Source organism: Bradyrhizobium sp. B025 (assembly GCF_042257955.1).
GTDB lineage: Bacteria > Pseudomonadota > Alphaproteobacteria > Rhizobiales > Xanthobacteraceae > Bradyrhizobium > Bradyrhizobium diazoefficiens.
The window spans coordinates 4,284,489-4,307,392 of sequence record NZ_CP170150.1 but is presented as its reverse complement, the minus strand read 5'-3'; the positions used below and the strand labels follow the sequence as shown (position 1 = coordinate 4,307,392).

25 protein-coding genes are annotated in these 22,904 nt (G+C 65.6%); 14 read left to right on the top strand and 11 right to left on the bottom strand.

Annotated features, from left to right (window positions below; translation table 11 throughout):
• Positions 1-7: 7 nt before the first annotated feature.
• A complete protein-coding gene (locus ACE10W_RS19890) occupies positions 8-766 on the bottom strand; it encodes a hypothetical protein (protein WP_271557568.1) in 759 nt (252 codons plus the stop codon).
• Between the two features lie 62 nt (positions 767-828).
• Here ACE10W_RS19890 and nthA point away from each other — a divergent pair, with 62 nt between their 5' ends.
• From nthA to ACE10W_RS19875, 3 genes are read left to right on the top strand one after another with little or no spacing between them, the layout of a single operon-like run.
• Positions 829-1,455, top strand: a complete 627-nt coding sequence (gene nthA, locus ACE10W_RS19885; RefSeq protein ID WP_271557566.1) for a nitrile hydratase subunit alpha — start codon at positions 829-831, stop codon at positions 1,453-1,455.
• Positions 1,452-2,111, top strand: a complete 660-nt coding sequence (gene nthB / locus ACE10W_RS19880; protein ID WP_271557564.1) for a nitrile hydratase subunit beta — start codon at positions 1,452-1,454, stop codon at positions 2,109-2,111. The genes nthA and nthB overlap by 4 nt, the downstream gene beginning before the upstream one ends.
• Positions 2,111-2,488 (top strand): nitrile hydratase accessory protein, encoded by a 378-nt coding sequence (locus ACE10W_RS19875; protein ID WP_161534959.1) that lies wholly within the window; start codon positions 2,111-2,113, stop codon positions 2,486-2,488. The genes nthB and ACE10W_RS19875 overlap by 1 nt, the downstream gene beginning before the upstream one ends.
• Before the next feature lie 115 nt (positions 2,489-2,603).
• Here the strand turns inward: ACE10W_RS19875 and queC are convergent, their stop codons facing one another.
• Positions 2,604-3,317, bottom strand: a complete 714-nt coding sequence (gene queC, locus ACE10W_RS19870; protein WP_271557561.1) for a 7-cyano-7-deazaguanine synthase QueC — start codon at positions 3,315-3,317, stop codon at positions 2,604-2,606.
• A gap of 128 nt (positions 3,318-3,445) precedes the next feature.
• Here queC and mazG point away from each other — a divergent pair, with 128 nt between their 5' ends.
• From mazG to ACE10W_RS19855, 3 genes are read left to right on the top strand one after another with little or no spacing between them, the layout of a single operon-like run.
• Complete coding sequence (gene mazG / locus ACE10W_RS19865; protein WP_271557559.1) at positions 3,446-4,264, top strand: nucleoside triphosphate pyrophosphohydrolase; 819 nt, start codon at positions 3,446-3,448, stop codon at positions 4,262-4,264.
• A 15-nt stretch (positions 4,265-4,279) separates the two neighbouring features.
• A complete protein-coding gene (locus ACE10W_RS19860) occupies positions 4,280-4,441 on the top strand; it encodes a hypothetical protein (RefSeq protein WP_375762682.1) in 162 nt (53 codons plus the stop codon).
• Entirely contained in the window at positions 4,371-4,739 is a 369-nt protein-coding gene (locus ACE10W_RS19855) for a GNAT family N-acetyltransferase (protein WP_375762681.1), read from the top strand. The genes ACE10W_RS19860 and ACE10W_RS19855 overlap by 71 nt, the downstream gene beginning before the upstream one ends.
• A gap of 57 nt (positions 4,740-4,796) precedes the next feature.
• Here the strand turns inward: ACE10W_RS19855 and hflX are convergent, their stop codons facing one another.
• From hflX to dusB, 7 genes are all read right to left on the bottom strand, one after another.
• A complete protein-coding gene (gene hflX / locus ACE10W_RS19850; RefSeq protein WP_271557556.1) occupies positions 4,797-6,179 on the bottom strand; it encodes a GTPase HflX in 1,383 nt (460 codons plus the stop codon).
• Positions 6,180-6,190: 11 nt separating this feature from the next.
• Complete coding sequence (gene hfq, locus ACE10W_RS19845; protein ID WP_007591126.1) at positions 6,191-6,439, bottom strand: RNA chaperone Hfq; 249 nt, start codon at positions 6,437-6,439, stop codon at positions 6,191-6,193.
• Positions 6,440-6,728: 289 nt separating this feature from the next.
• Complete coding sequence (locus tag ACE10W_RS19840; RefSeq protein WP_011087262.1) at positions 6,729-8,099, bottom strand: sigma-54 dependent transcriptional regulator; 1,371 nt, start codon at positions 8,097-8,099, stop codon at positions 6,729-6,731.
• A 17-nt stretch (positions 8,100-8,116) separates the two neighbouring features.
• The gene (locus ACE10W_RS19835; RefSeq protein ID WP_271557554.1) at positions 8,117-10,543 is read right to left on the bottom strand and encodes a PAS domain-containing sensor histidine kinase; all 2,427 of its coding nucleotides are present in this window, start codon (positions 10,541-10,543) and stop codon (positions 8,117-8,119) included.
• A 491-nt stretch (positions 10,544-11,034) separates the two neighbouring features.
• The gene (gene ntrC / locus ACE10W_RS19830; protein WP_028174062.1) at positions 11,035-12,477 is read right to left on the bottom strand and encodes a nitrogen regulation protein NR(I); all 1,443 of its coding nucleotides are present in this window, start codon (positions 12,475-12,477) and stop codon (positions 11,035-11,037) included.
• 9 nt (positions 12,478-12,486) lie between these two features.
• A complete protein-coding gene (locus ACE10W_RS19825; protein ID WP_011087259.1) occupies positions 12,487-13,662 on the bottom strand; it encodes a nitrogen regulation protein NR(II) in 1,176 nt (391 codons plus the stop codon).
• Complete coding sequence (gene dusB, locus ACE10W_RS19820) at positions 13,659-14,660, bottom strand: tRNA dihydrouridine synthase DusB (RefSeq protein WP_271557929.1); 1,002 nt, start codon at positions 14,658-14,660, stop codon at positions 13,659-13,661. The genes ACE10W_RS19825 and dusB overlap by 4 nt, the downstream gene beginning before the upstream one ends.
• Positions 14,661-14,939: 279 nt before the next feature.
• On the opposite strand from dusB, the gene ACE10W_RS19815 reads away from it, so the two are divergent.
• Both ACE10W_RS19815 and ACE10W_RS19810 read left to right on the top strand, forming a co-directional pair.
• Positions 14,940-16,136, top strand: a complete 1,197-nt coding sequence (locus ACE10W_RS19815; RefSeq protein ID WP_271557552.1) for a bifunctional 2-C-methyl-D-erythritol 4-phosphate cytidylyltransferase/2-C-methyl-D-erythritol 2,4-cyclodiphosphate synthase — start codon at positions 14,940-14,942, stop codon at positions 16,134-16,136.
• A gap of 3 nt (positions 16,137-16,139) precedes the next feature.
• Positions 16,140-16,748, top strand: coding sequence for a CinA family protein (locus tag ACE10W_RS19810; RefSeq protein WP_271557551.1), 609 nt, complete (start codon positions 16,140-16,142; stop codon positions 16,746-16,748).
• 134 nt (positions 16,749-16,882) lie between these two features.
• On the opposite strand, the gene ACE10W_RS19805 is transcribed toward ACE10W_RS19810, so the two are convergent.
• A complete protein-coding gene (locus ACE10W_RS19805) occupies positions 16,883-17,083 on the bottom strand; it encodes a hypothetical protein (RefSeq protein ID WP_129557617.1) in 201 nt (66 codons plus the stop codon).
• 189 nt (positions 17,084-17,272) lie between these two features.
• Here ACE10W_RS19805 and ACE10W_RS19800 point away from each other — a divergent pair, with 189 nt between their 5' ends.
• The 6 genes from ACE10W_RS19800 to ACE10W_RS19775 are packed head-to-tail and all read left to right on the top strand — an operon-like array spanning position 17,273 to position 22,319.
• Entirely contained in the window at positions 17,273-17,884 is a 612-nt protein-coding gene (locus tag ACE10W_RS19800) for a c-type cytochrome (protein ID WP_271557928.1), read from the top strand.
• A gap of 11 nt (positions 17,885-17,895) precedes the next feature.
• Entirely contained in the window at positions 17,896-19,140 is a 1,245-nt protein-coding gene (locus ACE10W_RS19795) for a cytochrome c (protein ID WP_161534963.1), read from the top strand.
• Between the two features lie 18 nt (positions 19,141-19,158).
• Positions 19,159-19,335 carry a hypothetical protein gene (locus tag ACE10W_RS19790; protein WP_271557548.1) on the top strand — a complete coding sequence of 59 codons (177 nt, stop codon included), beginning with the start codon at positions 19,159-19,161 and terminating at the stop codon, positions 19,333-19,335.
• Entirely contained in the window at positions 19,332-19,895 is a 564-nt protein-coding gene (locus ACE10W_RS19785; protein WP_271557546.1) for a cytochrome C oxidase subunit II, read from the top strand. The genes ACE10W_RS19790 and ACE10W_RS19785 overlap by 4 nt, the downstream gene beginning before the upstream one ends.
• A complete protein-coding gene (locus ACE10W_RS19780; RefSeq protein ID WP_271557544.1) occupies positions 19,882-21,504 on the top strand; it encodes a b(o/a)3-type cytochrome-c oxidase subunit 1 in 1,623 nt (540 codons plus the stop codon). Before ACE10W_RS19785 ends, ACE10W_RS19780 begins: the two co-directional genes overlap by 14 nt.
• Positions 21,504-22,319 (top strand): c-type cytochrome, encoded by an 816-nt coding sequence (locus tag ACE10W_RS19775; protein ID WP_028174071.1) that lies wholly within the window; start codon positions 21,504-21,506, stop codon positions 22,317-22,319. The genes ACE10W_RS19780 and ACE10W_RS19775 overlap by 1 nt, the downstream gene beginning before the upstream one ends.
• Positions 22,320-22,429: 110 nt before the next feature.
• Here ACE10W_RS19775 and ACE10W_RS19770 read toward each other — a convergent pair whose 3' ends face one another.
• On the bottom strand, positions 22,430-22,900 hold the full coding sequence (locus ACE10W_RS19770) for a type II toxin-antitoxin system RatA family toxin (protein ID WP_027542754.1): 471 nt from the start codon (positions 22,898-22,900) through the stop codon (positions 22,430-22,432).
• Positions 22,901-22,904 lie beyond the last annotated feature (4 nt).

Sequence of the window (22,904 nt, the reverse complement as noted above, 5' to 3'; positions counted from 1 at the left end):
CTCGCGGTCACAAATGCCCGGTGCGCCGGTGCTCCGGCTCGCTGCCGCGGACCGGAAACCGGATGGTGGTCCCGATGGTGATCCAGTTGGCGTTCTCGCCGGTGATGTTGCGGCCGTAGATCACGTCGACGGAGAATATCTCGTTCGGCCGGTAGCGGACGCCGGTCTGAAAGCGCGGCTGCACGGCGCTCGCGATTTCGGACGCGCCGGCCTGGCCAAAGGCCTCGATCGTCCACTGCAACGTGTCGGTGAACTTCCAGTCGAAGCCGATGCCGTAGGTCAGATAGTGGCGATCGACCGTGCGATCCCAGAGCCAGCCGCCGTTGACGTTGACGCGCATGGTCTCGGACAGGCGAAAGGTCGCGGGGATGACGGCAAAGGCGGACAGCGCCTCGCCGGTCGCCGCATCGAATGATCCGCCGCCATAAGCCGACAATCCCCACCGGCCGATGCCGGTCGGGACGAAATTCGTCTTGGCTTTCGGAGCGACCGTCGTGCTCCAGTCGCCGTCGTTGCGGGCCCGGATGGTCTGCATGCTCAGCTCGATCGGCCTGAAAGGATCGACGACGCAGGAGGGATTGGCGACTGCCTCGACATCGGTGTTTGAAGCCGTCGACAGCCAGCTTTCGACCTTGCAGGAGCCGACCTCGGAGATGTCGGCGGCATCCACCGCATAGGCGCCATTCGCGGCGCGCGCATCCTGTGCTGCGAATACGACAAGAGCCGCGATTGCGGCGGTTATTCCGGTTCGTGCAGCCCATCCCATGGCCCGATGTTAGCAGAGTCTTCGCCTCGACAAGGCCCGGATTCTGGGACTATCTTCCGTCCATGAGCGACCATCATCATCACCACGATCACGACCATTCCGAACTGTCCGAGACCGAGCTGCGCGTGCGCGCGCTCGAGACGATCCTGACTGAAAAAGGCTATGTCGAGCCGGCCGCGCTCGATGCCATCATCCAGGCCTACGAGACCAGGATCGGCCCGCACAACGGTGCCCGCGTCGTCGCCAAGGCCTGGACCGATCCGGCCTTCAAGCAGGCGCTGCTCGAGGATGGCTCGAAGGCGATCGGCACGCTCGGCCATGTCAGCCGCGTCGGCGACCATCTCGTCGTGGTCGAGAACACGCCGCAGCGGCACAATATGGTCGTGTGCACGCTGTGCTCCTGCTACCCCTGGGAAATGCTGGGGCTGCCGCCGGTCTGGTACAAGGCCGCGCCCTACCGTTCGCGCGCGGTGAAGGACCCGCGCGGCGTGCTCGCCGATTTCGGCGTCGCGCTGCCCAGGGATATCGAAGTTCGCGTCTGGGATTCCACCGCCGAGACGCGCTTCCTGGTGCTGCCGATGCGCCCCGGGGGTACGGAGGGCTGGAGCGAGGAGCAGCTCGCCGAGCTTGTCACGCGCGATTCCATGATCGGCACCGGATTCCCCAAGACCCCGGGAGCGCCGTCATGAACGGCGTGCACGACATGGGCGGCATGGACGGGTTCGGCAAGGTCGAGCCCGAGCCGAACGAACCGATGTTTCACGAGGAATGGGAATCCCGCGTTCTCGCGATGGTGCGCGCGATGGGCGCGGCCGGCGCCTTCAACATCGACACCTCGCGCTTCTATCGCGAGACGCTGCCACCGCACGTGTACCTGTCAAGCTCCTATTACAAGAAATGGTTTCTCGGTCTCGAGGAGATGCTGATCGAGAAGGGCTACCTCACCCGCGAGGAGGTCGCCGCCGGCCACGCGATCCAGCCTGCGAAGGCGCTCAAGCATGGCAAGTTCGACCTCGCCAATGTCGAGCGCGTCATGGTGCGCGGCAAGTTCGCCCGCCCTGCCCCGGCGCCAGCGAAATTCAACATCGGCGATCGCGTGCGGGCGAAAAATATCCATCCGGCGACGCACACGCGGCTGCCGCGCTATGTCCGCGGCCATATCGGCGTGGTCGAGCTCAACCATGGCTGCCACGTCTTTCCGGATTCGGCGGCGATGGAGCTCGGCGAAAATCCGCAATGGCTCTACACGGTCGTGTTCGAGGGCAGCGATCTCTGGGGCGCGGATGGCGATCCGACCTCGAAGGTCTCGATCGACGCGTTCGAGCCGTATCTGGACCTGGCGTGATGAGCAGCACGCTTGCTGCCGCCGCGACCGCGGCCATTCCGAGCATTCCGCGCGATGACGACGGCCCGGTGTTCCGCGCGCCCTGGGAGGCCCATGCGTTCGCGATGGCCTTGAGCCTGCACGAGCGCGGCGTGTTCACCTGGCCGGAATGGGCCGCAGCCTTGGCCTCCGAGATCAAGCGCGCGCAGGCCGCCGGCGACCCCGATACGGGCGAAACCTACTACCTGCACTGGCTCGCCACGCTGGAGGGGCTCGTCGCACGCAAGGGTGTCGCATCCACGGAGACGCTGCACCGCTACCGCGACGCCTGGGACCACGCCGCCGACAGGACGCCGCACGGCAAGCCGATTGAGCTGAAGCCGGAGGATTTTAGGTAGGTCGAACCACACCCGTCATTGCGAGCGCAGCGAAGCAATCCAGAATCTTTCCGCGGAGGGATTCTGGATTGCTTCGTCGCAAGAGCTCCTCGCTATGACGGTGGAGTTTGAGACGCTACCTGTGCGCCACGTACTCGTTCCACCCCTTCGCCCGCAGGCTGCACGCCGGGCACTCGCCGCAGCCGTATCCCCACTCATGCTGCGCGCCGCGTTCGCCGAGATAGCAGGTGTGCGACTGTTCGCGGATGAGATCGACGAGGCCCTCGCCGCCGAGGTCATGCGCGAGCTTCCACGTCGCGGCCTTGTCGATCCACATCAGCGGCGTATGCAGCTCGAATTTACGGGCCATGCCGAGCGCGAGCGCGGCCTGCATGGCGCGGACGGTCTCGTCGCGGCAATCGGGGTAGCCGGAATAATCGGTCTCGCACATGCCGCCGACGATGTGGGTGATGCCGCGCCGGTAGGCCAGCGCCGCGGCAAAGGTGAGGAACACCAGATTGCGGCCGGGCACGAAGGTGTTGGGCAGGCCGTCCGTGCCCATCGCGATCGCGACGTCGCGCGTCAGCGCCGTGTCCGAGATCGCGGCTAAGGTCGGGATCGACAGCGTGTGGCTCTCGCCGAGCTTGTCCGCCCAATCCGCGCGCAGGCCCTTGAGGCCATCGAACAGACGATCACGGCAAGCGAGCTCAACAGCATGGCGCTGGCCGTAGTCGAACCCCAGCGTCTCGACGCGCGCGAAGCGGCTGAGCGCCCAGGCAAGGCAGGTGGTGGAGTCCTGCCCGCCGGAGAACAGCACCAGGGCGGTTTCGGATGAAAATGCGTCACTCATGGCCCCGCGCTTTAGCACTGCGGAACGGGCCCGCCAATCGGTGGAAATCGGCCCGTTCCGTCGCGCCGCGCTGGGATCGGCGGGCCGCTTTTGGCATAAGGCTGGAGACCCAGGAGCAATGGCCCGCAATGACCCCTTCCCGCGACATTTCCCGCCTGATCGAGATCATGGCCGCGCTGCGCACGCCGGTGACCGGCTGTCCCTGGGACCTCGAGCAGAATTTTGCGACCATCGCGCCCTACACGATCGAGGAAGCCTATGAGGTGGTGGACGCCATCACCCGCGGCGATCTCGACGATTTGCGCGAAGAGCTCGGCGACCTCCTGCTCCAGGTCGTGTTCCACGCCCAGATGGCTTCGGAGCAGAACGCGTTCGCCTTTGGAGACGTGGTCGAGGCCATCACCCGCAAGATGATCCGGCGGCATCCCCATGTCTTCGCCGACAAGGACGGCAATCTCGCCTCCTCCCACGTCAAGGAAGTCTGGGACCGCATCAAGGCCGAGGAGAAAGCCGAGCGCGCTGCGCGCCGGCCGCCGGAGGAAGCTCCGTCGCACAAATCCCTGCTCTCGGGCGTGAAGGCCGGCCAGCCTGCGCTGACCCGCGCCATGGAGCTGCAGCGCAAGGCCTCCACCGTCGGCTTCGACTGGAACGACCCGCGCGCGGTTCTGCAAAAGATCCGCGAAGAAGCCGACGAGATCGAGGCCGCGCTGGATCGCAATGACAAGCAGGAGATCGCCGAAGAGACCGGCGATTTGATGTTCGCCCTCGTCAACCTCGCCCGCCATGTCGATGCCGATCCGGAAGCCGCGCTGCGCGCGACCAACGCAAAGTTCGAGCGCCGCTTTGCCTATATCGAGCGCTCTCTGGAAGCGCAGGGCCGGACGCTGGAGCAGGCGTCGCTGGCGGAAATGGACGCGCTGTGGAATGCGGCGAAGACGGCAATCTGATGCGGGGGGCGCGACGTGGAAATCAGGCAGGACGATCCGACGGCCCCCTATGTCGCCTATTTGTTGGCGCATCATCTGGAAGAGCTCCGCAGCGTCATGGGCGAGCATGCGCAGGCGCTGGACGCGAGCGGTCTTTCGGGCTGCGAGCGTCACGTTCTGGACGGCCTGGCAGGGTGATGTGCTGGCTGGATTCGGGGCTTTGAAGCAATTGGATGAGACGCACGGCGAAGTGAAGTCGATGCGCGCTGCGCCCACTGCGCGGCGTAGCGGGGTCGGACGCGCTCTGCTGCACCACATCATTGCCGAGGGCCGCAAGCGAGGATATCAGCAACTCAGTTTGGAGACGGGCACAGCGCCGCTGCACGCTCCCGCCATCTCGCTGTACCGGAGCGCCGGTTTCGTATCCTGCGAGCCGTTCGCTGACTATCAGGCGAGCCCGCACAACCAGTTCATGCGCCTCGACCTGTCCAAGTGATCTTCTCGGTTCGTAGCCCGGTCGGAGCGAAGCGCAATCCGGGACGCGAAGCGTGGCTTACGCCGACAGACGCGGCACGGCGTCGAACCGGTTCACCACGATATCGCGCTTGGTCTCGTCCACCCGCACGGTCATGTCGAAGCGGCCGTCGTGCAGCTCCTTGGTCAGCACCTCGGAATTGCGGTGCAGCCAGCTGATTCCGGCACCGTCGCCGGCGTCGATCGAGAGATCGAGCGTGGTGCGTTTGGCCGCAAGCCGCTCCTCGATCGCGGCGAGCAGCGCGTCGACCCCCTCGCCTGACACGGCCGAGACCAGCATCGCCGGATGATCCTCCGGCCTGCGCGCGGCGATGTTCAAGAGCTCTTCGCGCTGCTCGGCGTCGTAACGGTCGATCTTGTTCCAGACCTCGATGATGCGGCCGGAATCGTCGGGATTGATGCCGAGCTGGCGCAGCACCGCGTCGACGTCGCTCTGCTGCGCCTCGGCGTCCTCATGCGAGATATCGCGGACATGCAGGATGACGTCGGCTTCCAGCACCTCCTCCAGCGTGGCGCGGAAGGCGGCGACGAGCTGCGTCGGCAGATTGGAGATGAAGCCGACGGTGTCGGACAGCATCGCCTTGCCGCCATGCGGCAGGGTGAGCGCGCGCAGGGTCGGATCGAGGGTTGCAAACAGCATGTCGGCGGCCTGCACGTCGGCGCGCGTCAGGCGGTTGAACAGCGTCGACTTGCCGGCATTGGTGTAGCCGACCAATGCGACGACGCGATACGGCACGCGCTGGCGCCCGGCGCGATGCAGCCGCCGCGTCGCCTGCACCTTCTTCAGTTCGCCCTCGAGCTTGGAGATGCGCTCCTGGATCAGGCGGCGGTCGGCCTCGATCTGCGTCTCGCCGGGACCGCCCATGAAGCCGAAACCGCCGCGCTGGCGTTCCAGATGGGTCCAGGATCGCACAAGGCGCGAGCGCTGGTAGTTGAGATGCGCGAGCTCGACCTGGAGCGAGCCTTCCTTGGTCTTGGCGCGGCGGCCGAAGATTTCCAGGATCAGGCCGGTGCGGTCGAGCACCTTGGCGTGCAGCTCCTTCTCGAGGTTGCGCTGCTGGATCGGCGCCAGCGCGCAATCCATCACCACGAGCTCGACGTCGAGGCTCTTGGCCAGCGCGGCGATCTCCTCGACCTTGCCCTTGCCGATATAGGTGGCGGGACGGATCTGGCTGATCGGCGCGATGATGGCGTCGGCGATGACGAGATCGATCGCGCGCGCGAGGCCCGCGGCTTCATCGAGCCGGGCCTCGGCGTCACGCACGACATGGCTTTCCGATTGCGCGTCGGTACCGCCCGCGCGCACACGCAAGTAGGGGCCGATGACAAGCACCCGCCCCGTTTGCTTAGCCCCTGCCGGCCGCGAACGGTCGGCATCCCCGTCGAAATTCCGGGGTTCCAATCAGGTCACTCTCAAGCCGGCTGATCCTCGCCGCCTTCGAACAGCTGGATCGGAGCGCCCGGCATGATGGTCGAGATCGCATGCTTGTAGACGAGCTGCGAGTGACCGTCGCGCCGAAGCAGCAAACAGAAATTGTCGAACCAGGTCACGATGCCCTGGAGCTTCACTCCGTTGACCAGAAAGATCGTCAGTGGCGTCTTGGTTTTGCGAACGTGATTAAGGAAGGTGTCCTGTAGGTTTTGTGCGCGGTCTGCCGCCATTGTTTTTTTCTCGCTTTGAGTTTCTTTTTATTGCACCGGTTGCGGCCCTCTTTGTGAAATTCGGGACCTCTTCCGGTTGCCGCTCCTCATGAGATCCCCCTCGGAGGAACAGCGGTTCGATTAGAGGACAGGTCGGGATATTAGGCAAGCCGCTTCACGCGGCAGCCCATGCCCTATTGCCCCGAAAAACTACGGAAATCGATGATTTTCCTCGCTTATCCCTGACGAGCCGCCACGACGTCGCGGCGATTTCTGTATGCGGACCGGTATCCAATTCGCTCGCAGCGTTCTAACCGACGCCGAGTGCCTTCAGCTTTCGATGCAGTGCCGACCGTTCCATGCCAACGAACTCAGCCGTGCGAGAAATATTTCCTGAAAAACGGCTGATCTGTGCAATCAAATAGTCGCGCTCGAACACTTCGCGCGCTTCGCGCAACGGCAGGCCCATGATGTGCTCGCCATTGTTGCTGGTCGGCATCGCCGGCACCATCGAGCCGACGTCCTGCGGCAGCATGTCGGCGGTGATGATGACCTCCGGTCCGCCCGCGGCCAGAATCATGACTCTTTCAACGTTGTTGCGGAGCTGGCGCACATTGCCGGGCCAGACATGCGATTGCAGCACTGCCATCGCGTCCTGTCCGATCTGCCGCTTGGGCAGGCCGCTGCCGGCCGAGATCTGCTCCATGAAGTAGTCGATCAGCTCCGGAATATCCTCGCGCCGCTCCGAGAGTGCGGGCACGCGGATCGGCACGACCGAGAGGCGATGATAGAGGTCCTCGCGGAAATGGCCGGCCGCGATCTCCTCCTCCAGGTTGCGCGCCGTCGAGGAGATGATGCGCACGTCGACCTGCACTTTGCCGGTGCCGCCGACGCGCTGGAACGACTGCTCGACCAGCACGCGCAAGATCTTGTTCTGGGTCTCGCGCGGCATGTCCGCGATCTCGTCGATGAACAGCGTGCCGCCATGCGCCTCTTCGAGCGCGCCCGGCTTGCGCGGCTGCTCGCCATTGGACTGCTCGACGCCGAACAGCTCGTGCTCCATGCGCTCGGGCGTGATCGCGGCGGCGTTGATGACGACGAAGGGACCGTCGGCGCGGCCCGAGGCCGTGTGCAGCGTGCGCGCAGTCAGCTCCTTGCCGGCGCCGGCGGGGCCGACGATCAGGATGCGGCTGTTGGCCTTGGCCGCGCGCTCGATGGTCTGGCGCAGCTGGTTCATGCTGGGCGAGCGGCCGACCAGCGAGCTTGCACTCGGTGCGAGCTGCTTCAGCTCCTTGACCTCGCGCTTGAGCCGCGAGTTCTCCAGCGCGCGGTTGGCGACCAGGATCAGCCGGTCCGCCTTGAACGGCTTCTCGATGAAGTCGTAGGCGCCGCGCTTGATCGCGGCGACCGCGGTCTCGATGTTGCCGTGGCCGGAGATCATCACGACCGGCAGGTCGGCATTGTCCTTCTTGACCTGCTCCAGGAGCTGCAAGCCGTCGAGCTTGGAGCCCTGGAGCCAGATGTCGAGGAACACCAGATGCGGCCTGCGGTTGGCGATTTCGGCCAGGGCCGAGTCGCTGTCGCGTGCAGTCCGGGTGACGAACCCCTCGTCCTCGAGAATGCCCGCAACGAGATCCCGAATATCGGCCTCATCATCGACAATCAGAATTTCACTTGCCATGGGTCGCGCCTGTCTTGTCAGCTGCCTGTTGAGGCTTCGATCTTCGTTGAATCATTGGTCTTTTCAGCCGGCTCTTTGGTTTCGGCTGCCGGCCCTTTTGTTTCCGTGCCCTTGACGGATTCCTTGGCGATTTCCGCTTCCTTCGCCGCATCCTTGACCGTTTCCGCGGTCGCTTCCTCGCGCGTATTCTTGACGGCCGGCGCCCGCTCGGTCCCTTCGGTCTTCGCCGGCGTGCCGGAGATCGCAAAGCGCATCCGCATCCAGGCGCCGCGCTGGCCTGCGCGGAAGTCGGAGGCGTCCTTCAACTCGATGCGCCCGCCATGGTCTTCCAGCACGCGGCCGACGATCGCAAGGCCAAGGCCGGTGCCCTTGGCCCGCGTCGTCACATACGGCTCGAGCAGTCGCGAGCGCGCCACCTTGGGCAGGCCGATGCCATTGTCGATGACGTCGATCAGCACGTCCTCGCCCTCGCGCGACACCACGACGTCGATGCGGCCCTTGCCGAGCTCTTCCGGCGGGACCTGCTCGATTGCCTCGGTGGCGTTCTTGACGATGTTGGTGACCGCCTGCGAAATCAGCCGCCGGTCGAACTGGGCGCGCAGCGGATCTTCCTTGAACTCGGCCTCGATATCGAGCTCGGGGTGGGCGACCTTCATCAGGAACACCGCCTGCCGCACGGTGTCGACGACGTCCTCGCCCTCCATCACCGGTTTCGGCATCCGCGCGAAGCGCGAGAATTCGTCGACCATGCGCCTGATGTCGTCGACCTGGCGCACGATGGTGTCGGTGCACTGCTCGAAGATCTGCTTGTCCTTGGTCTCGGTGATGTCCTTGCCGAACTTGCGGCGGATGCGCTCGGCCGAGAGCTGGATCGGCGTCAGCGGGTTCTTGATCTCATGGGCGATGCGGCGCGCCACATCGCCCCAGGCCGAGGTGCGCTGTGCCGACACCAGCTCGGTGATGTCGTCGAGCGTGATGATGTAGCTGTCGTGCGGCTGGTTCTTCTCGGCGCTGACGCGGACCGAGAGGTTGCGCTCCTGTCCGTCGCGGGTGATCGTGATCTGGCCCTGCACCAGGCGCTGGGTGCCTTCCCGCGCCGTCTTCATCATCTCGTCGAGCTCCGGCAGGACGTCGGAGAGCGCATGGCCGAGCGTCTCCGCTTCGGAGTGCCCGATCAGCTTCTCGGCGGAGCGGTTGAGGATGCCGACGCTGCCCGAAGTATCGACGCCGATGATGCCGGCGCTCGCCGAGGACAGCACCGCTTCGATGAAGCGGCGACGGCTGTCGATGAGGTCGCTGGCGTTGACCAGTTCGTCGCGCTGGCTGCGCAATTCCTGCGTCATCTTGTTGAAGGTTTCGCCGAGCTGGGCGAGATCGCCCTCCGACTGGTGCACCGGCACCTTCACGTGAAGGTTGCCGGTCGAGACCGTGTGGGCCGCGTTCATCAGCCGCCGGATCGGCGAGACCAGCGAGTTAGCGAAGTTCAGCCCGATCAGCACCGAAGCCATCAGGATGGTCAGCGCGATCACCGCGAACATCAGCGCGAAGGCGACCTGGATGCCGAGCCGCCGCGACTCGATCTGGGCATATTCGGCGACGCTGACCTCGGTCTGCTTGAGCTGGTTGACCACGTTCGGATCGAGCGGCCGCGCGACATAGAGGAAGGTGTCGCTGAAGGCGCGCAGGCGGATCACCGCGGCGACGAAGCTCGCATCCGGCAGCACCGCGATCTCGGGCTCGGACTCGTTGACGTTGCTGAGGAAGTCCGGCGCCGGCGGCGAATAGGCCAGCCGCATGCCGGTGTCGGCGGATTCCAGGATGTTGGTGTTCTTGTCGATGATCATCGCGCCCGGCAGATTGCGGGAGCTGGCACTGGCCGTCAGCAGCTCGCGAAACGACCGCCGATCCTGGTCGTAGAGCGGCCGGGCGTGCGCGATATCGTTGGCCATGCCGAGAATGTCGCCGCGGATCAGCTGCGCATGGTCCTGCATATAGGCCCGCGCGATGTTCAGCGAATTCTGGATGACCTCCTTGGTCGGCCCGGAGAACAACCGGTCGAGGCCGCGCTCGAGGGTGACGTTGGCGACGACGGAAACCAGCACGGCCGGCAGCACCGCCACGATCGAAAAGAGGCTGACGATCTGGACATGGAGACGTGCCGCCGCCCTGCCCCGCCGGCGCGCCAGGATGAGCTGCCAGAGCTCGCGGACGATGATCCCGACCAGGAGCAGGATCGTGCCCGCATTCATCAGATAGAACGTGCGGACCACCTCCGGCGTCGGATCGATCCTAGTGAGGCCAGTCAGGACCAGGAAGGTCAGCAGGCCCGACAGCAGCGCCAGCGCCACGGCAAAGGGCGCCAGCCAGCGTCGCGGCGACCAGCGTCGGGGCTCTTCAGCTGGGGCCGTGTCAAAGGATGCGGCCGAGGTGTCTGCGCTGGTCATTCCGGCAATGGGTGCTGAAAACAGGGGTCCGCGGCGGCGGCGGATACTGATGTATTCGTACCACATTGTTGCCGAATTGCGACAATTCCGCGGCGCCCCTGCCGCGACGGACCGGCGCATCCACAGGGCACGCCGGGTCAGCGGGAACGGAATCCGTCCATTCCGGCTTGACTGGGATGGACAGGTTCTTTCTCGCGATAATGGTCGCGGCCGTTCTGCTGCTGATCGTGGCTTCCGACCTGCTGGTCAACGGCCCCGGCAGACAGGCACCGGCTGACGTGGCCATGCTGCCGGCGTCAGCCCGACTGGTCAGATAGGCGCGAGACCGCACCCCGCGGTCGAATGACTCATTTGAATGTTCCGGCGGAACAATTCAGTCCGATTCGGACTTCTGCTCACCGCGTCAGCCATCAAGGCCAGCGCGATCCGGACAGGCTCAGCTCCGCCTTGGTAGGGGGAGCTGAGCCACCGTCCGAGGCGGCGAGCTAGAACTAGCCCCCGCTCCGATAGACCTGGATGTCGAGGTCCCGGATCTTCTTGCGCAGGGTGTTGCGGTTGAGGCCGAGCAGGTCCGCGGCGCGGATCTGGTTGCCGCGGGTCGCCGCCAGCGCGGCCGTGAGCAGCGGCACCTCGATCTCCTTGAGGATGCGGTGATAGAGGCCCGGCGGCGGCACGCCGTTCGGAAAGCCCTGGAAGTGCGAGGACAGATACGCCTCCACCGCGCCGCCGAGATTGTCGACGCCCTGCTGGACCGCAGCACCCGGGCTGACCGAGGGCGGCGCAAGCTCGCCGTCGATGACGGAGGCCGTGATCACATCCTGCGGATAGAGCGCCGCGAGGCGCCGGGCGAGATTTTCGAGCTCGCGCACGTTGCCGGGCCAGCGGTGCTGCTTCAGCCGCTCCAGCGCCAGCGCATCCAGCTTCTTCGGCGGCAGGCCGTCCTTCTCGGCCAGCGCGAAGAAGTGGCGCACGAGATCCGGCAGATCCTCGATGCGCTCGCGCAAGGGAGGCAGCCGCAACGGCACGACGTTGAGTCGGAAGAACAGGTCCTCGCGGAACAGGCCCTGCTGGATCAGCACGCGCAGATCCTTGTTGGAGGCCGCAACGATCCGCACGTCGGTCTTGATCGGGGTGCGGCCGCCGACGGTGGTGTATTCGCCCTGCTGGAGCACGCGCAGCAGGCGGGTCTGCGCCTCCATCGGCATGTCGCCGATCTCGTCGAGGAACAGCGTGCCGCCCTCGGCCTGCTCGAACCGGCCCGAGGCGCGGGTGTTGGCGCCGGTGAAGGCGCCGCGCTCATGGCCGAACAGCTCGGACTCGATCAGGTCGCGCGGGATCGCCGCCATGTTGACGGCGACGAACGGGCCGTTGCGGCGCTTGCCGTAATCGTGCAGCGCGCGCGCCACCAGCTCCTTGCCGGTTCCGGACTCACCCGTGATCATCACGGTGAGGTCGGTCTGCATCAGGCGCGCCAGCACGCGGTAGATTTCCTGCATCGCCGGCGAACGGCCGACCAGCGGGATCGCCTCCATCTCGGCGTCCTCGTCCGGCGTCGAGGTTCGCTCCTTCGGCTCGGCGAGCGCACGGCCGACGATGGCGATCAGCTCCTTCAGGTCGAAGGGCTTCGGCAGATACTCGTACGCCCCGCGCTCGGAGGCGCGGATCGCCGTCATGAAGGTGTTCTGCGCGCTCATGACGATGACGGGCAAATTCGGCCGCATCTTCTTGATCCGCGGCAGCAGGTCGAAGGCGTTTTCGTCCGGCATCACCACGTCGGTGATGACGAGATCGCCCTCCCCCTGGCTGACCCAGCGCCATAGCGTTGCGGCATTGCCGGTGAGCCTGACCTCATAGCCGGCGCGGGACAGAGCCTGATTGAGAACCGTGCGGATGGCGGTGTCGTCATCTGCAACGAGAATGCTACCTGCGGGCATTGTTAATCCTCATTTTGCCCCCTGTGATGCAGACGACGACTTCCCGGCAGAGCCGTCGCGACTGCTGTGATCGGCATGTTTGACCGATGTGGAATACATCGGCATCAGCACGCGGAAGGTGGTCTTGCGCGGCTGAGATTCGCATTCGATGATGCCCCCGTGATCGCCGACGATCTTTGCGACCAGGGCGAGGCCCAGACCCGAGCCGGTCTGCTTGGTGGTCACGAAGGGATCGAACAGGTTGGGCAGAAGATCGTCCGGCACGCCTGGTCCGTTGTCCCTCACGCAGAATTCGAGCGGCAAGGATACCCGGGATTTTTGACCGGGGACTGACAGGCGCACGCCGGGGCGGAACGCGGTGGTGAGCTGGATCTCGGCATCGGGCACGTCGATCAAGGCTTCGGCGGCGTTCTTCACGAGATTGAGGAACACCTGGATCAGCTGATCCTGGTTCGCCAGCACCGGCGGCAGCGAGGGATCGTAGTCCTCGATGAAGCGGATGTTGCGGGCAAAGCCCGACTGCGCCAGCCGCTTCACGTGATCGAGCACCGAATGGATATTGACCGGCCCGCGCACCACGGGACGCTCGTCGCCGAACACCTCCATGCGGTCGACCAGCGTCACGATGCGGTCGGCCTCGTCGCAGATCAGCCGCGTCAGCATGCGGTCCTCGGACGAGGCCTGCTGCTCCAGCAGCTGCGCCGCGCCGCGGATGCCGGAGAGCGGATTCTTGATCTCATGCGCGAGCATCGCTGCTAGCGCTATCACCGAGCGCGCGGCGCTGCGATGGGTGAGCTGCCGATCCATCTTGTCGGCGATGGTGCGCTCCTGAAGCATCACCACGATATGGCCGGGCCGCTCGGTGAGCGGGGCGACGTGCAGATCGACCTGGCGATCGCCGCCCATGCGGGGCGTGCCCAAATCGACCTTGTATTCGTTCACCGGCGAGTTCGACGAGCGCACCTGGTCGATCAGCGCCAGCAAGGGGCTGCCGAACGGCACCAGCTCTTTCAGCGACTGCCGCTTCAGGAATTGCGTCGAGATCTCAAAGAAGGCTTCGGTTGCGATGTTGGCGGCGACGATCTTGCCGTCCGGCCCGATCAGGAGCACGGGATTGGGAAGCGCGTCCAGGATCGCATCGCTGTCGGACGGTAGCGGCCGACGTTGTTCAGCGGCTGAGCTCATGCAGCAGCGCTCCATGCGAAGTCGTCGAAGGCATCTTGCAGTGACTGGTGGACGATGCGGGGATCCTCGGACGTCAGAATTGTCCGGCGCCAGGATTTCAGCTTCTCGACCGGCGCGCGGCTCGCATCGGCGGCGACGTCGAGCGCCCAGCCGAGATGCTTGCGGGCATGCTTGAGACCGACGCGCAGGCCGTAGAGCGCGCACACGCCTTCATAAAGCGTGCGGACATAATGGAGTTGCGTCGCGAGCGATGGCGTGGCTTCCGCCGCCCCGCCCTTCAGGCGCCGGCCGATCTGGCCGGGCAGCCAGGGCTGGCCCTGTGCGCCGCGGCCGATCATCACGGCGTCGGCGCCGGAGGATTCGAGCGCCGCGAGCGCCTTCTCGTACGAGGTGATGTCGCCGTTGACGATGAGCGGAATCGAGATCGCCTCGCGCACGGCGCGGATCGCATCCCAATCGGCCTCGCCCTTGTAGAACTGGCAGCGGGTGCGGCCATGCACGGTCACGAGCTTGATGCCCGCGGCTTCCGCGCGCCGCGCCAGTTCCGGCGCATTGCGGCTGCGGTCGTCCCAGCCGAGCCGCATCTTCAGCGTCACCGGCACCTTCACCGCCGCGATCGTCGCATCGATCAGGCCCACAGCGTGGTCGAGATCGCGCATCAGGGCCGAGCCGGACTGGCCGCCGGTAACGTGACGGGCCGGACAGCCCATATTGATGTCGATGATATCGGCGCCTTCCGCTTCGGCGATCCGGGCGCCTTCGGCCATCCAGTGCGCCTCGCAGCCGGCGAGCTGCACCACGTGCGGACCGATTCCGGTCGCTTCGCAGCGCAACCGGGACATCCGGTGGCCGTTGGCGAGCTCATCGCTGGCGGTCATTTCGGACACCACCAGACCTGCCCCAAGCTCGGCGACCAACCGCCGGACGGGCGAGTCAGTCACTCCCGACATCGGCGCCAGGAAGACCGGGGTGGCGACCTCAATATCGCCTATTTTCAAGGGCTTGGAGCCTGATCCTGCCGAGCCGGTCACAGTGGTCTCATTCACTCGCAGGGCCTCATCGCACCTGCCATGACCTATCTTGCGCACAATTCTTGTGCAGTCAAGCGTCATGCCTACAGTTTAGACAGTTCTGCAAATCTTTCAAGTGCAGTGCAGCAAATTGCTGTTTCCCACAATCCAGGGAAACCCCCTTTTTTTGCGGGCCTGCCGTGCTAGAGGCATGCCGGCAATCACCCACTTCCGACTCTTTCATTAGCAACTGAGTATTTGAGTCCTATGGCGAAATCACAGCGCACCGCAGTCGTTCTTGTCGCGGCAGGTCGCGGCCTGCGCGCCGGCGCCGGCGGGCCGAAGCAATATCGCGAGATCGGCGGCCAGCCCGTGATCTATCGCGCCATGGAAGCCTTCAGCCGCCACCCCGACGTGTTTGCAGTGCAGCCCGTGGTCAACCCCGACGACAGCGCCATGTTCACGGCAGCGGTCGCAGGATTGAAGCACGAGCCGCCGGCCAATGGCGGCGCCACGCGCCAGGCCTCGGTGCTTGCCGGTCTCGAAGCGCTCGCAAAGCACCAGCCCGACATCGTCCTGATCCACGACGCCGCGCGTCCCTTCGTCTCGGAAGGCGTGATCTCGCGCGCGATCGATGCGGCGAGCCGCACCGGCGCCGCGATCCCCGTCGTTCCCGTCACCGACACCATCAAGCTCACCGGCGCGAGCGGCAACGTCGAGGACACGCCGGATCGGGCCCGCCTGCGGATCGCACAGACGCCGCAATCCTTTCGTTTCGACGTCATCCTCGAGGCGCATCGTCGCGCGGCGAAGGACGGACGCAGCGATTTCACCGATGATGCCGCGATTGCCGAATGGGCGGGATTGACGGTTGCAACCTTTGAAGGCGATGTTGCCAACATGAAGCTCACCACTCCCGAAGACTTCGTGCGCGAGGAAGCGCGCCTGGCCGCCCAGCTCGGCGATATCAGGACCGGCACGGGCTACGACGTCCATGCCTTCGGCGAAGGCGACCACGTCATGATCTGCGGTGTCCGCGTGCCGCACAGCAAGGGTTTTCTCGCGCATTCCGACGGCGATGTCGGCCTGCATGCGCTGGTGGATGCCATCCTCGGCGCGCTGGCCGACGGCGACATCGGCTCGCACTTCCCGCCGAGCGATGCGAAGTGGAAGGGCGCCTCCTCCGACCAGTTCCTGAAATACGCCATCGAACGCGTCGCCCAGCGCGGCGGCCGCGTTGCCAATCTCGAGGTGACGATGATCTGCGAGCGGCCAAAGATCGGCCCCCTGCGCGACACCATGCGCGCGCGCATCGCCGAGATCTCCGGCGTCGACATCTCGCGCGTCGCGGTGAAGGCGACGACCAGCGAGCGGCTCGGCTTCACCGGCCGCGAGGAAGGCATCGCGGCCACCGCGAGCGCCACCATCCGCCTGCCGTTTAACGAGAAGACCTGGAGCGTCTAGGCCATGGCCGGCAGCGACGCACGCGCCCTCTCCCGCTCGCTGCTCGATTTGTGCCGGATGCGCAAGCTGACGATCGCCACGGCGGAGTCCTGCACCGGCGGGCTCGTTGCCGGCGCGCTGACCGACATCCCCGGCTCCTCCGACGTGATCGACCGCGGCTTCGTCACCTATTCCAACGACGCCAAGCGCGCGATGCTCGGCGTTGAAGCAGGTACGCTCGCCAATTTCGGTGCCGTCAGCAAGGAGACCGCAACCGCGATGGCGATCGGCGCGCTGGAGCGTGCCGGTGTCGACCTCGCGGTCGCCATCACCGGCATCGCCGGCCCTGGCGGCGCCACGCCCGGCAAGCCGGTCGGCCTCGTGCACTTCGCCGCCGCCGCACGCGACGGCCGCATCATCCACCGCGAGCACCGTTTCGGCGCGATCGGCCGTACCGCGGTCCGCCAGCGCTCCGTCGTCGAGGCGCTGCGCATGCTGATGGATCTCGCCCGCGGCCCGCAAGTCACGGCCAAGCCACAACGCGCCGCCGCGAGCCGCTTGCGCCCCCGTGTGACGCGGTCGCCGCGCCGGCATGCGGCGAAGCGCAGGCCGCTGCGGTCACCGCGGGGGTGAGTCCCGTCGCCCGGGTGAGCGAAGCGATACCCGGGACGCCGCAGCAGAAGTCCCGCATGTCGCCAGATCGGTGTCCGCGATTTCCTTGAAGATCGTCAGAGTAATGTGGTCCACGGTCAATCCCTGTAGGCCACTCAACATCCGTTAGCTTCAGCGTAGCGATCTTCCGCCTTCTGAACCCAGCTGTGTTTTGTGTCGAGGTCAATGGAAGCACGAAACAAGGCTCGGGCAAGACGCGCGGCGAGACTGAGATGCCGCGCTTGCTTTTCAAAAAGCACGCAAATCTTGTCGAATCCGATCGTTATATGCAGTGCAAGAGCGCGACCAAACGTCATCGTCCCCATCCGAACTTGCGCGCGACCATATTGGCGCAATAATGCCGCTCTATGTTGTGGTCCGGAATCAACCGGCCCAGCCTTCTGGAGGGCGACGAATTGTTCGCTCGCACCACTGCTCTGGCCATTGCCATCTTGGCCGCCCTTGACGGCGCAGCCGCACAAACGGCCAACCAGCCGCCGGATACGATGGCGGCGCGGGTCGAGGCCTGCACGCCCTGTCACGGCAACAAGGGCGAAGGCACCAGCGACGTCTATTTCCCGCGCCTCGCCGGCAAGCCCGCCGGTTATCTCTACAACCAGCTCCTCGCCTTCCGCAGCGGCCGGCGCAAATATCCGCCGATGAACTATCTGCTGGAATTCCTGCCGGATCCGTATCTGGAGGCGATGGCGGAGTATTTTGCCACCGAGCACCCGCCGCTGCCGCAACCGGCGCCGAGCGAGGTCGGCAAGGACGTGCTGGCGCAGGGCGAGCAGCTTGCGACCAGCGGCGATGCGGGCCGCAACATTCCGGCCTGTGTGAGCTGCCATGGTCCCGGACTCACGGGCATGCAGCCCGGCATCCCCGGACTGCTCGGCTTGCGCGCGCCTTACATCAGCGCCCAACTCGGCGCCTGGCGCTACGGCAACCGCACGGCGAAATCGCCCGACTGCATGCAGCTCGTCGCCGGCCATTTGACCGAGGCCGACGTCACCGCCGTTGCAGCCTGGCTCGCGACGCGGCCGGCGCCCGCGAACCCGGCTCCCGTGCCGAAAGGCACCTACGCGCTGCCTTTTGGCTGCGGCAGCCAGCCCAACTGACGAGGCGGATGATGGGCTCAAGACTGTCGATCACGCTCCTCGCTCTCGCCGCGTTCACGACGGCCACGCAGGCGCAGGACAAAGACAAGACCGGCGATATCATCGCGCGCGGCGAATATCTCGCCCGCGCCGGCGATTGCACCGCCTGCCACACCGCACCGGAAGGCCGCCTGTTCGCCGGCGGCCGCGCCATGCCGACGCCGTTCGGCACGCTCTACACCTCCAACATCACGCCCGATCCGGAGACCGGGATCGGCAAATGGAGCGCCGACGATTTCTACAGGACGATGCACAATGGCCGCTTTCCGGATGGCGGGCTGATCTATCCGGCGATGCCGTTCGCCTCCTACACCAAGGTGACGCGCGCCGACAGCGACGCGATTTTCGCCTACCTGCGCTCGATCCCGCCGGTCAGCCAGAGGAACAGGCCGCACGAGCTGCGCTTTCCCTATGACAACCGTCAGCTCATCCTCGGCTGGCGCACGCTGTTCTTCAGCGAGGGCGAGTTCAAGCCGGACCCGACGAAATCTGCCGAGTGGAACCGCGGCGCCTATCTGGTCGAGGGCCTCGGCCATTGCGGCATGTGTCACTCACCGATCAACGCGCTCGGCGGCACCTCGCAATCGGACGCCTTCAAGGGCGGCCTGATCCCGATGCAGAACTGGTACGCGCCCTCGCTCACGTCCAACCGCGAGGCGGGCCTCGGCGACTGGAGCATCAAGGACATCACCGACCTGCTCCAGACCGGCGTTTCGGCGCGCGGTGTCGTCTACGGCCCGATGGCCGAAGTCGTGCACAACAGCCTGCAATATCTGAGCGACGAGGACACCAAGGCGATGGCGGTGTACCTCAAGGGCATCTCGGAGCCCTCCCCGCCGCCGCCGGCGAGCTCGGCGCTGCCGACCACCGAGAGCAGCCTGCTGATCAGCCTCGGCAAGACCGTCTATGACAAGAACTGCGCGAGCTGTCATGGCACGCAGGGCGAAGGCAAGCCGCCGCACTGGCCGCCGCTCGCCAACAACCAGTCGATCGAGATGCAGTCGGCGGTCAACCCGATCCGCATGGTGCTCAACGGCGGCTATCCGCCGGGCACCAAGGGCAATCCGATGCCATACGGCATGCCGCCGTTCGCGGGCCTGCTCTCCGACAATGAGGTCGCCGCCGTCGTCTCCTACATCCGCACCGCCTGGGGCAATCGCGGCACGCCGGTCTCGGCCCGCGAGGCCAACGAGCTGCGCTCCGCACCGCTGAACTGAGGACGCCAGAGATCCATCATGATCAATTCCGATCCGCCGACCAGCCCAGCCGCCGCCGACCAGGCTGTCGAGGAGGTCGTCGCGCAAGGCCCGTCCGGCGCGATCGTGCTCGCCGGTATCGCCACGGCCTGCGTGGTCGCGATTTGGCTCGCCTTCTATCTGTTCGTCTTCCTGCCGCGCGGATCGCTGCAATGAGCGCAGAGGACACCCATGGCAGCGCCGAGGTCGCGGCCCGCGTCGAGCGGCGCTGGGCGACCATCGCCGTGATCATCATCGTTGGTATGGCGGTGCTGGCGGCGTTCGCCGGCATCCATCGCGCGACCATGCCGCAACCGCGTGTCGAGACCACCGATCCCTCGCGGATTCATCTTTCCGGTGAATTCGTCGAGAGCAATCTCGGCAGCGTGCTGGAGGCCAACGGCAACGTCACGGTGCGCGCGATCGGCCAGCAATATTCCTTCACGCCGGCCTGCATCGTGGTGCCCGTGGACACGCCGATCACGCTCCGCGCCACCAGCGCCGACGTCGTGCACGGCATCCTGATCCAGGGCACCAATGTCAACACCATGCTGGTGCCGGGCTACATCTCCGAGCAGCTGATGCGCTTTACCAGGACCGGCGACTATCTGATGCCCTGCCAGGAGTTTTGCTCCTTCGGCCACGAGGGCATGTGGGGCAAGGTCGAGGTGATCGACAAGACCGACTTCGCCGATCGCGCGAAGGGCGGCGGGAGGCTGAGCTGTGTTGGCCAATAGGAAGCTCATCCTCGCCCATTTCTGGTTTGCATTTGCGCTGTTCGGCGTCGCGCTGACGCTCGGCGCCTGGCAGATGTTCATCCGCAGCCCGATCGGCACCTGGCTCTCCAACCCCGAGCTCTACTACCGCTCTCTGACGGCGCACGGCACGGTGATGGGCTACGTGTTCCCGACCCTGGTCGCGATGGGTTTTGGCTACGCCATCAGCGAGTCCGCGCTGGAGCAGCGCCTGGTCGGCGTGCGCTGGGCCTGGGCCGGCTTCTGGCTGATCGTTGCCGGCAGCATCATGGCCGTGATCCCGATCGCGCTCGGGCGCGCCTCGGTGCTCTACACCTTCTATCCGCCGCTGATCGGCAACGTCTTCTACTACCTCGGTGTCGTGCTGGTCGTGGTCGGCTCATGGATTTGGGTCGCGCTGATGTCGGTCAATCTGCGCGTCTGGCGAAAAGCCCATCCCGGCGCGCCGGTGCCGCTCGCGATGTTCGCCAATGTCGCCGGCTCCTATCTGTGGGCGTGGACCGCGGTCGGTGCCGCGCTCGAGCTGTTGCTCCAGATCATTCCGGTCGCGGCGGGGCTGAAGGCGACGATCGACGCCGGTCTTGCCCGCGTGTTCTTCTCCTGGACGCTGCACGCCATCGTCTATTTCTGGCTGATGCCGACCTACATCGCCTATTACACCATCGTGCCGCGCGCGATCGGCGGCCGGGTCTATTCCGACAGCATGGCGCGGATCTCCTTCATCCTGTTCCTGGTGGTGGCGATGCCGATCGGCATGCACCACACCTTCGCCGATCCGCAGGTCGGCGCCGGCTTCAAGTTCATCCATTCGGCCTTCACCGCACTGGTCGCACTGCCGACGCTGCTGACCGTGTTCACGATCTGCGCCTCGGTCGAGATCGCCGCGCGCCTGCGCGGCGGCCGCGGCCTGTTTGGCTGGATTCGGGCGCTGCCATGGGACAATCCGATGATGCTGGCGCTCGCGTTCTCGTTCGTCATGCTCGGCTTCGGCGGCGCCGGCGGCCTCATCAACATGAGCTATCAGCTCGACGCGTCGATCCACAACACGCAGTGGATCACCGGCCATTTCCACCTGATCTTCGGCGGCGCCATCGTGATCATGTATTTCGCGATCGCCTATGATCTGTGGCCGCATCTCACCGGGCGCGAGCTGACCGACCTTCGCCTGATCCGCACCCAGCTCTGGCTGTGGTTCGTCGGCATGATCGTCACGACATTCCCCTGGCACTGGGTCGGCATCCTGGGCATGCCGCGCCGCATGGCCTATTTCGACTTCGGCGATCCCGCGATCGCGCCGCAGGCGCTCTCCGTCACATTCTCCGCGATTGGCGGTTTCATCCTGCTGACCTCGGGCATCATATTCCTGGTCATTCTGGCCCGAGGGATGCGTGCGCCTCAGGCTGATGCCGGCCCCTATCGCTTCGCGCTGGCGGTGCATCAGCCGGCGACGGTGCCGGTCGCGCTCAACACCCATGCGCTGTGGGTGGCGCTGATGATCGCCCTGACCATCACCAATTACGGCTATCCGATCCTGACGCTGGCACTGACCGAGGGCACGTCGGTGCCGGCCGTCTATGTGGGAGCGCAGTGATGAGCACGCGCGACCTCTTCACCTTCCGTAACGGCCATTTCAAGATTGGCGTTGGCATCACCGCCGCGATCCTCGTCGTGACGGCGATCGCAGGCTTCATCGTGCTGCCCTTCGCGCAGCCCTGGGTGCAGTTCGCCAATGTCTGGGATGCGATCTGTAGCGCCGCCGGTGTGCCGCGGCGCGCGGCAAGCGTGACGGCGCCCGAGCAGAGCATGCGTCTGTCGGAGGTCGTGCTCACCTCGCACACGCTGTCGCGTCCGAGCCAGGAGGCGATTGGCCGCGGCGCCACGCTCGCGCAGCGCTGCGCGATCTGCCATGGCCCGACCGGCATCAGCCGCGCGGACTCGCCCAACCTCGCCGGTCAGTATGCGGCCGTGATCTACAAGGAGCTGCACGATTTCCGCTCAGGCGCGCGCACCAATGCCGTGATGTCGCCGTTTGCCGTCAACCTGACCGACCAGGAGATCGCCGACCTCGCGAACTACTACGCCTATCTGCCGCGGCTACCAGCCTATCATCCGACGCCGCTTCTGCCGAAACCCAACATCGTCATCTACGGCGCGCCGATCCGCGGCATCGCGCCGTGCGGCGCCTGCCATGGCAGCCTCGACAACAAGACCGGCAGCCCGTGGCTGGAGGGGCAATCCGAGGCCTATATGAAGGCGCAGCTGCAGGCCTTCGCCTCAGGCGAGCGGCGCAACGACATCAGCCAGCAGATGCGCAACATCGCCCGCGCGATGACGCCACAGGAGATCGAGCAGGCCGCGGCGTATTATGCCTCGCAGCCGCCGGATATCGTGAAGGCCGTTGATTGAGCCCCGCTGTCATTGCGAGCGTGGCGAAGCAATCCAGAATCCCTCCGCGGAAAGGCTCTGGATTGCTTCGTCGCAATAGCTCCTCGCAATGACGGCGGAGAGGCTACGCCTTACGTCGACGCCAGCTTCGGCCGGCCGTAGATCGCATCCGCGCGTTTCTCGAACGCGGTGGAAAACCGCGCGAACGCGGCGTCGAACATCGAGCCCATCAGCATCGCCAGCATGCGGCTCTTGAACTCGTAGGCGAGGAAGAACCCGACGTCGCAGACGCCCTCGCCCTTGGGCTCGAACGTCCAGCGGTTTTCCAGATTACGGAACGGGCCTTGCAGATATTCGACGAGGATTTTCAGGTTGGCACGGTCGAGCGTCACGCGGCTGGTGAAGGATTCCTTGACCAGCTTGAACGACACCGTCATGTCGGCGACCAGCACCTCGGTGCCGTCGGGCTTCGCCATGCGCTGGCGGACCTTCAGCGCGCTGCACAGCGGCACGAACTCCGGGTAGCGCTCGACATCGGCGACCAGATCAAACATCTCGGACGCACTGTGGTTGACGCGGTGCTTGCTCGAAACTCGATGCATGATA

Bases quoted from the DNA above. Each gene is read 5' to 3' on its own strand.
- ACE10W_RS19785 (WP_271557546.1), top strand. From the start codon at position 19,332: ATGAGCGCAGAGGACACCCATGGCAGCGCCGAGGTCGCGGCCCGCGTC.
- ACE10W_RS19805 (WP_129557617.1), bottom strand. From the start codon at position 17,083: ATGACGTTTGGTCGCGCTCTTGCACTGCATATAACGATCGGATTCGAC.
- ACE10W_RS19795 (WP_161534963.1), top strand. From the start codon at position 17,896: ATGGGCTCAAGACTGTCGATCACGCTCCTCGCTCTCGCCGCGTTCACG.
- ACE10W_RS19790 (WP_271557548.1), top strand. From the start codon at position 19,159: ATGATCAATTCCGATCCGCCGACCAGCCCAGCCGCCGCCGACCAGGCT.
- ACE10W_RS19815 (WP_271557552.1), top strand. From the start codon at position 14,940: ATGGCGAAATCACAGCGCACCGCAGTCGTTCTTGTCGCGGCAGGTCGC.
- ACE10W_RS19775 (WP_028174071.1), top strand. From the start codon at position 21,504: ATGAGCACGCGCGACCTCTTCACCTTCCGTAACGGCCATTTCAAGATT.
- ACE10W_RS19835 (WP_271557554.1), bottom strand. From the start codon at position 10,543: ATGACCAGCGCAGACACCTCGGCCGCATCCTTTGACACGGCCCCAGCT.
- nthB (WP_271557564.1), top strand. From the start codon at position 1,452: ATGAACGGCGTGCACGACATGGGCGGCATGGACGGGTTCGGCAAGGTC.
- ACE10W_RS19855 (WP_375762681.1), top strand. From the start codon at position 4,371: ATGCGCAGGCGCTGGACGCGAGCGGTCTTTCGGGCTGCGAGCGTCACG.
- ACE10W_RS19825 (WP_011087259.1), bottom strand. From the start codon at position 13,662: ATGAGCTCAGCCGCTGAACAACGTCGGCCGCTACCGTCCGACAGCGAT.
- ACE10W_RS19810 (WP_271557551.1), top strand. From the start codon at position 16,140: ATGGCCGGCAGCGACGCACGCGCCCTCTCCCGCTCGCTGCTCGATTTG.
- ACE10W_RS19840 (WP_011087262.1), bottom strand. From the start codon at position 8,099: ATGGCAAGTGAAATTCTGATTGTCGATGATGAGGCCGATATTCGGGAT.
- ACE10W_RS19875 (WP_161534959.1), top strand. From the start codon at position 2,111: ATGAGCAGCACGCTTGCTGCCGCCGCGACCGCGGCCATTCCGAGCATT.
- mazG (WP_271557559.1), top strand. From the start codon at position 3,446: ATGACCCCTTCCCGCGACATTTCCCGCCTGATCGAGATCATGGCCGCG.
- queC (WP_271557561.1), bottom strand. From the start codon at position 3,317: ATGAGTGACGCATTTTCATCCGAAACCGCCCTGGTGCTGTTCTCCGGC.
- hfq (WP_007591126.1), bottom strand. From the start codon at position 6,439: ATGGCGGCAGACCGCGCACAAAACCTACAGGACACCTTCCTTAATCAC.
- nthA (WP_271557566.1), top strand. From the start codon at position 829: ATGAGCGACCATCATCATCACCACGATCACGACCATTCCGAACTGTCC.
- ntrC (WP_028174062.1), bottom strand. From the start codon at position 12,477: ATGCCCGCAGGTAGCATTCTCGTTGCAGATGACGACACCGCCATCCGC.
- ACE10W_RS19890 (WP_271557568.1), bottom strand. From the start codon at position 766: ATGGGATGGGCTGCACGAACCGGAATAACCGCCGCAATCGCGGCTCTT.
- ACE10W_RS19770 (WP_027542754.1), bottom strand. From the start codon at position 22,900: ATGCATCGAGTTTCGAGCAAGCACCGCGTCAACCACAGTGCGTCCGAG.
- ACE10W_RS19800 (WP_271557928.1), top strand. From the start codon at position 17,273: ATGGCGGCGCGGGTCGAGGCCTGCACGCCCTGTCACGGCAACAAGGGC.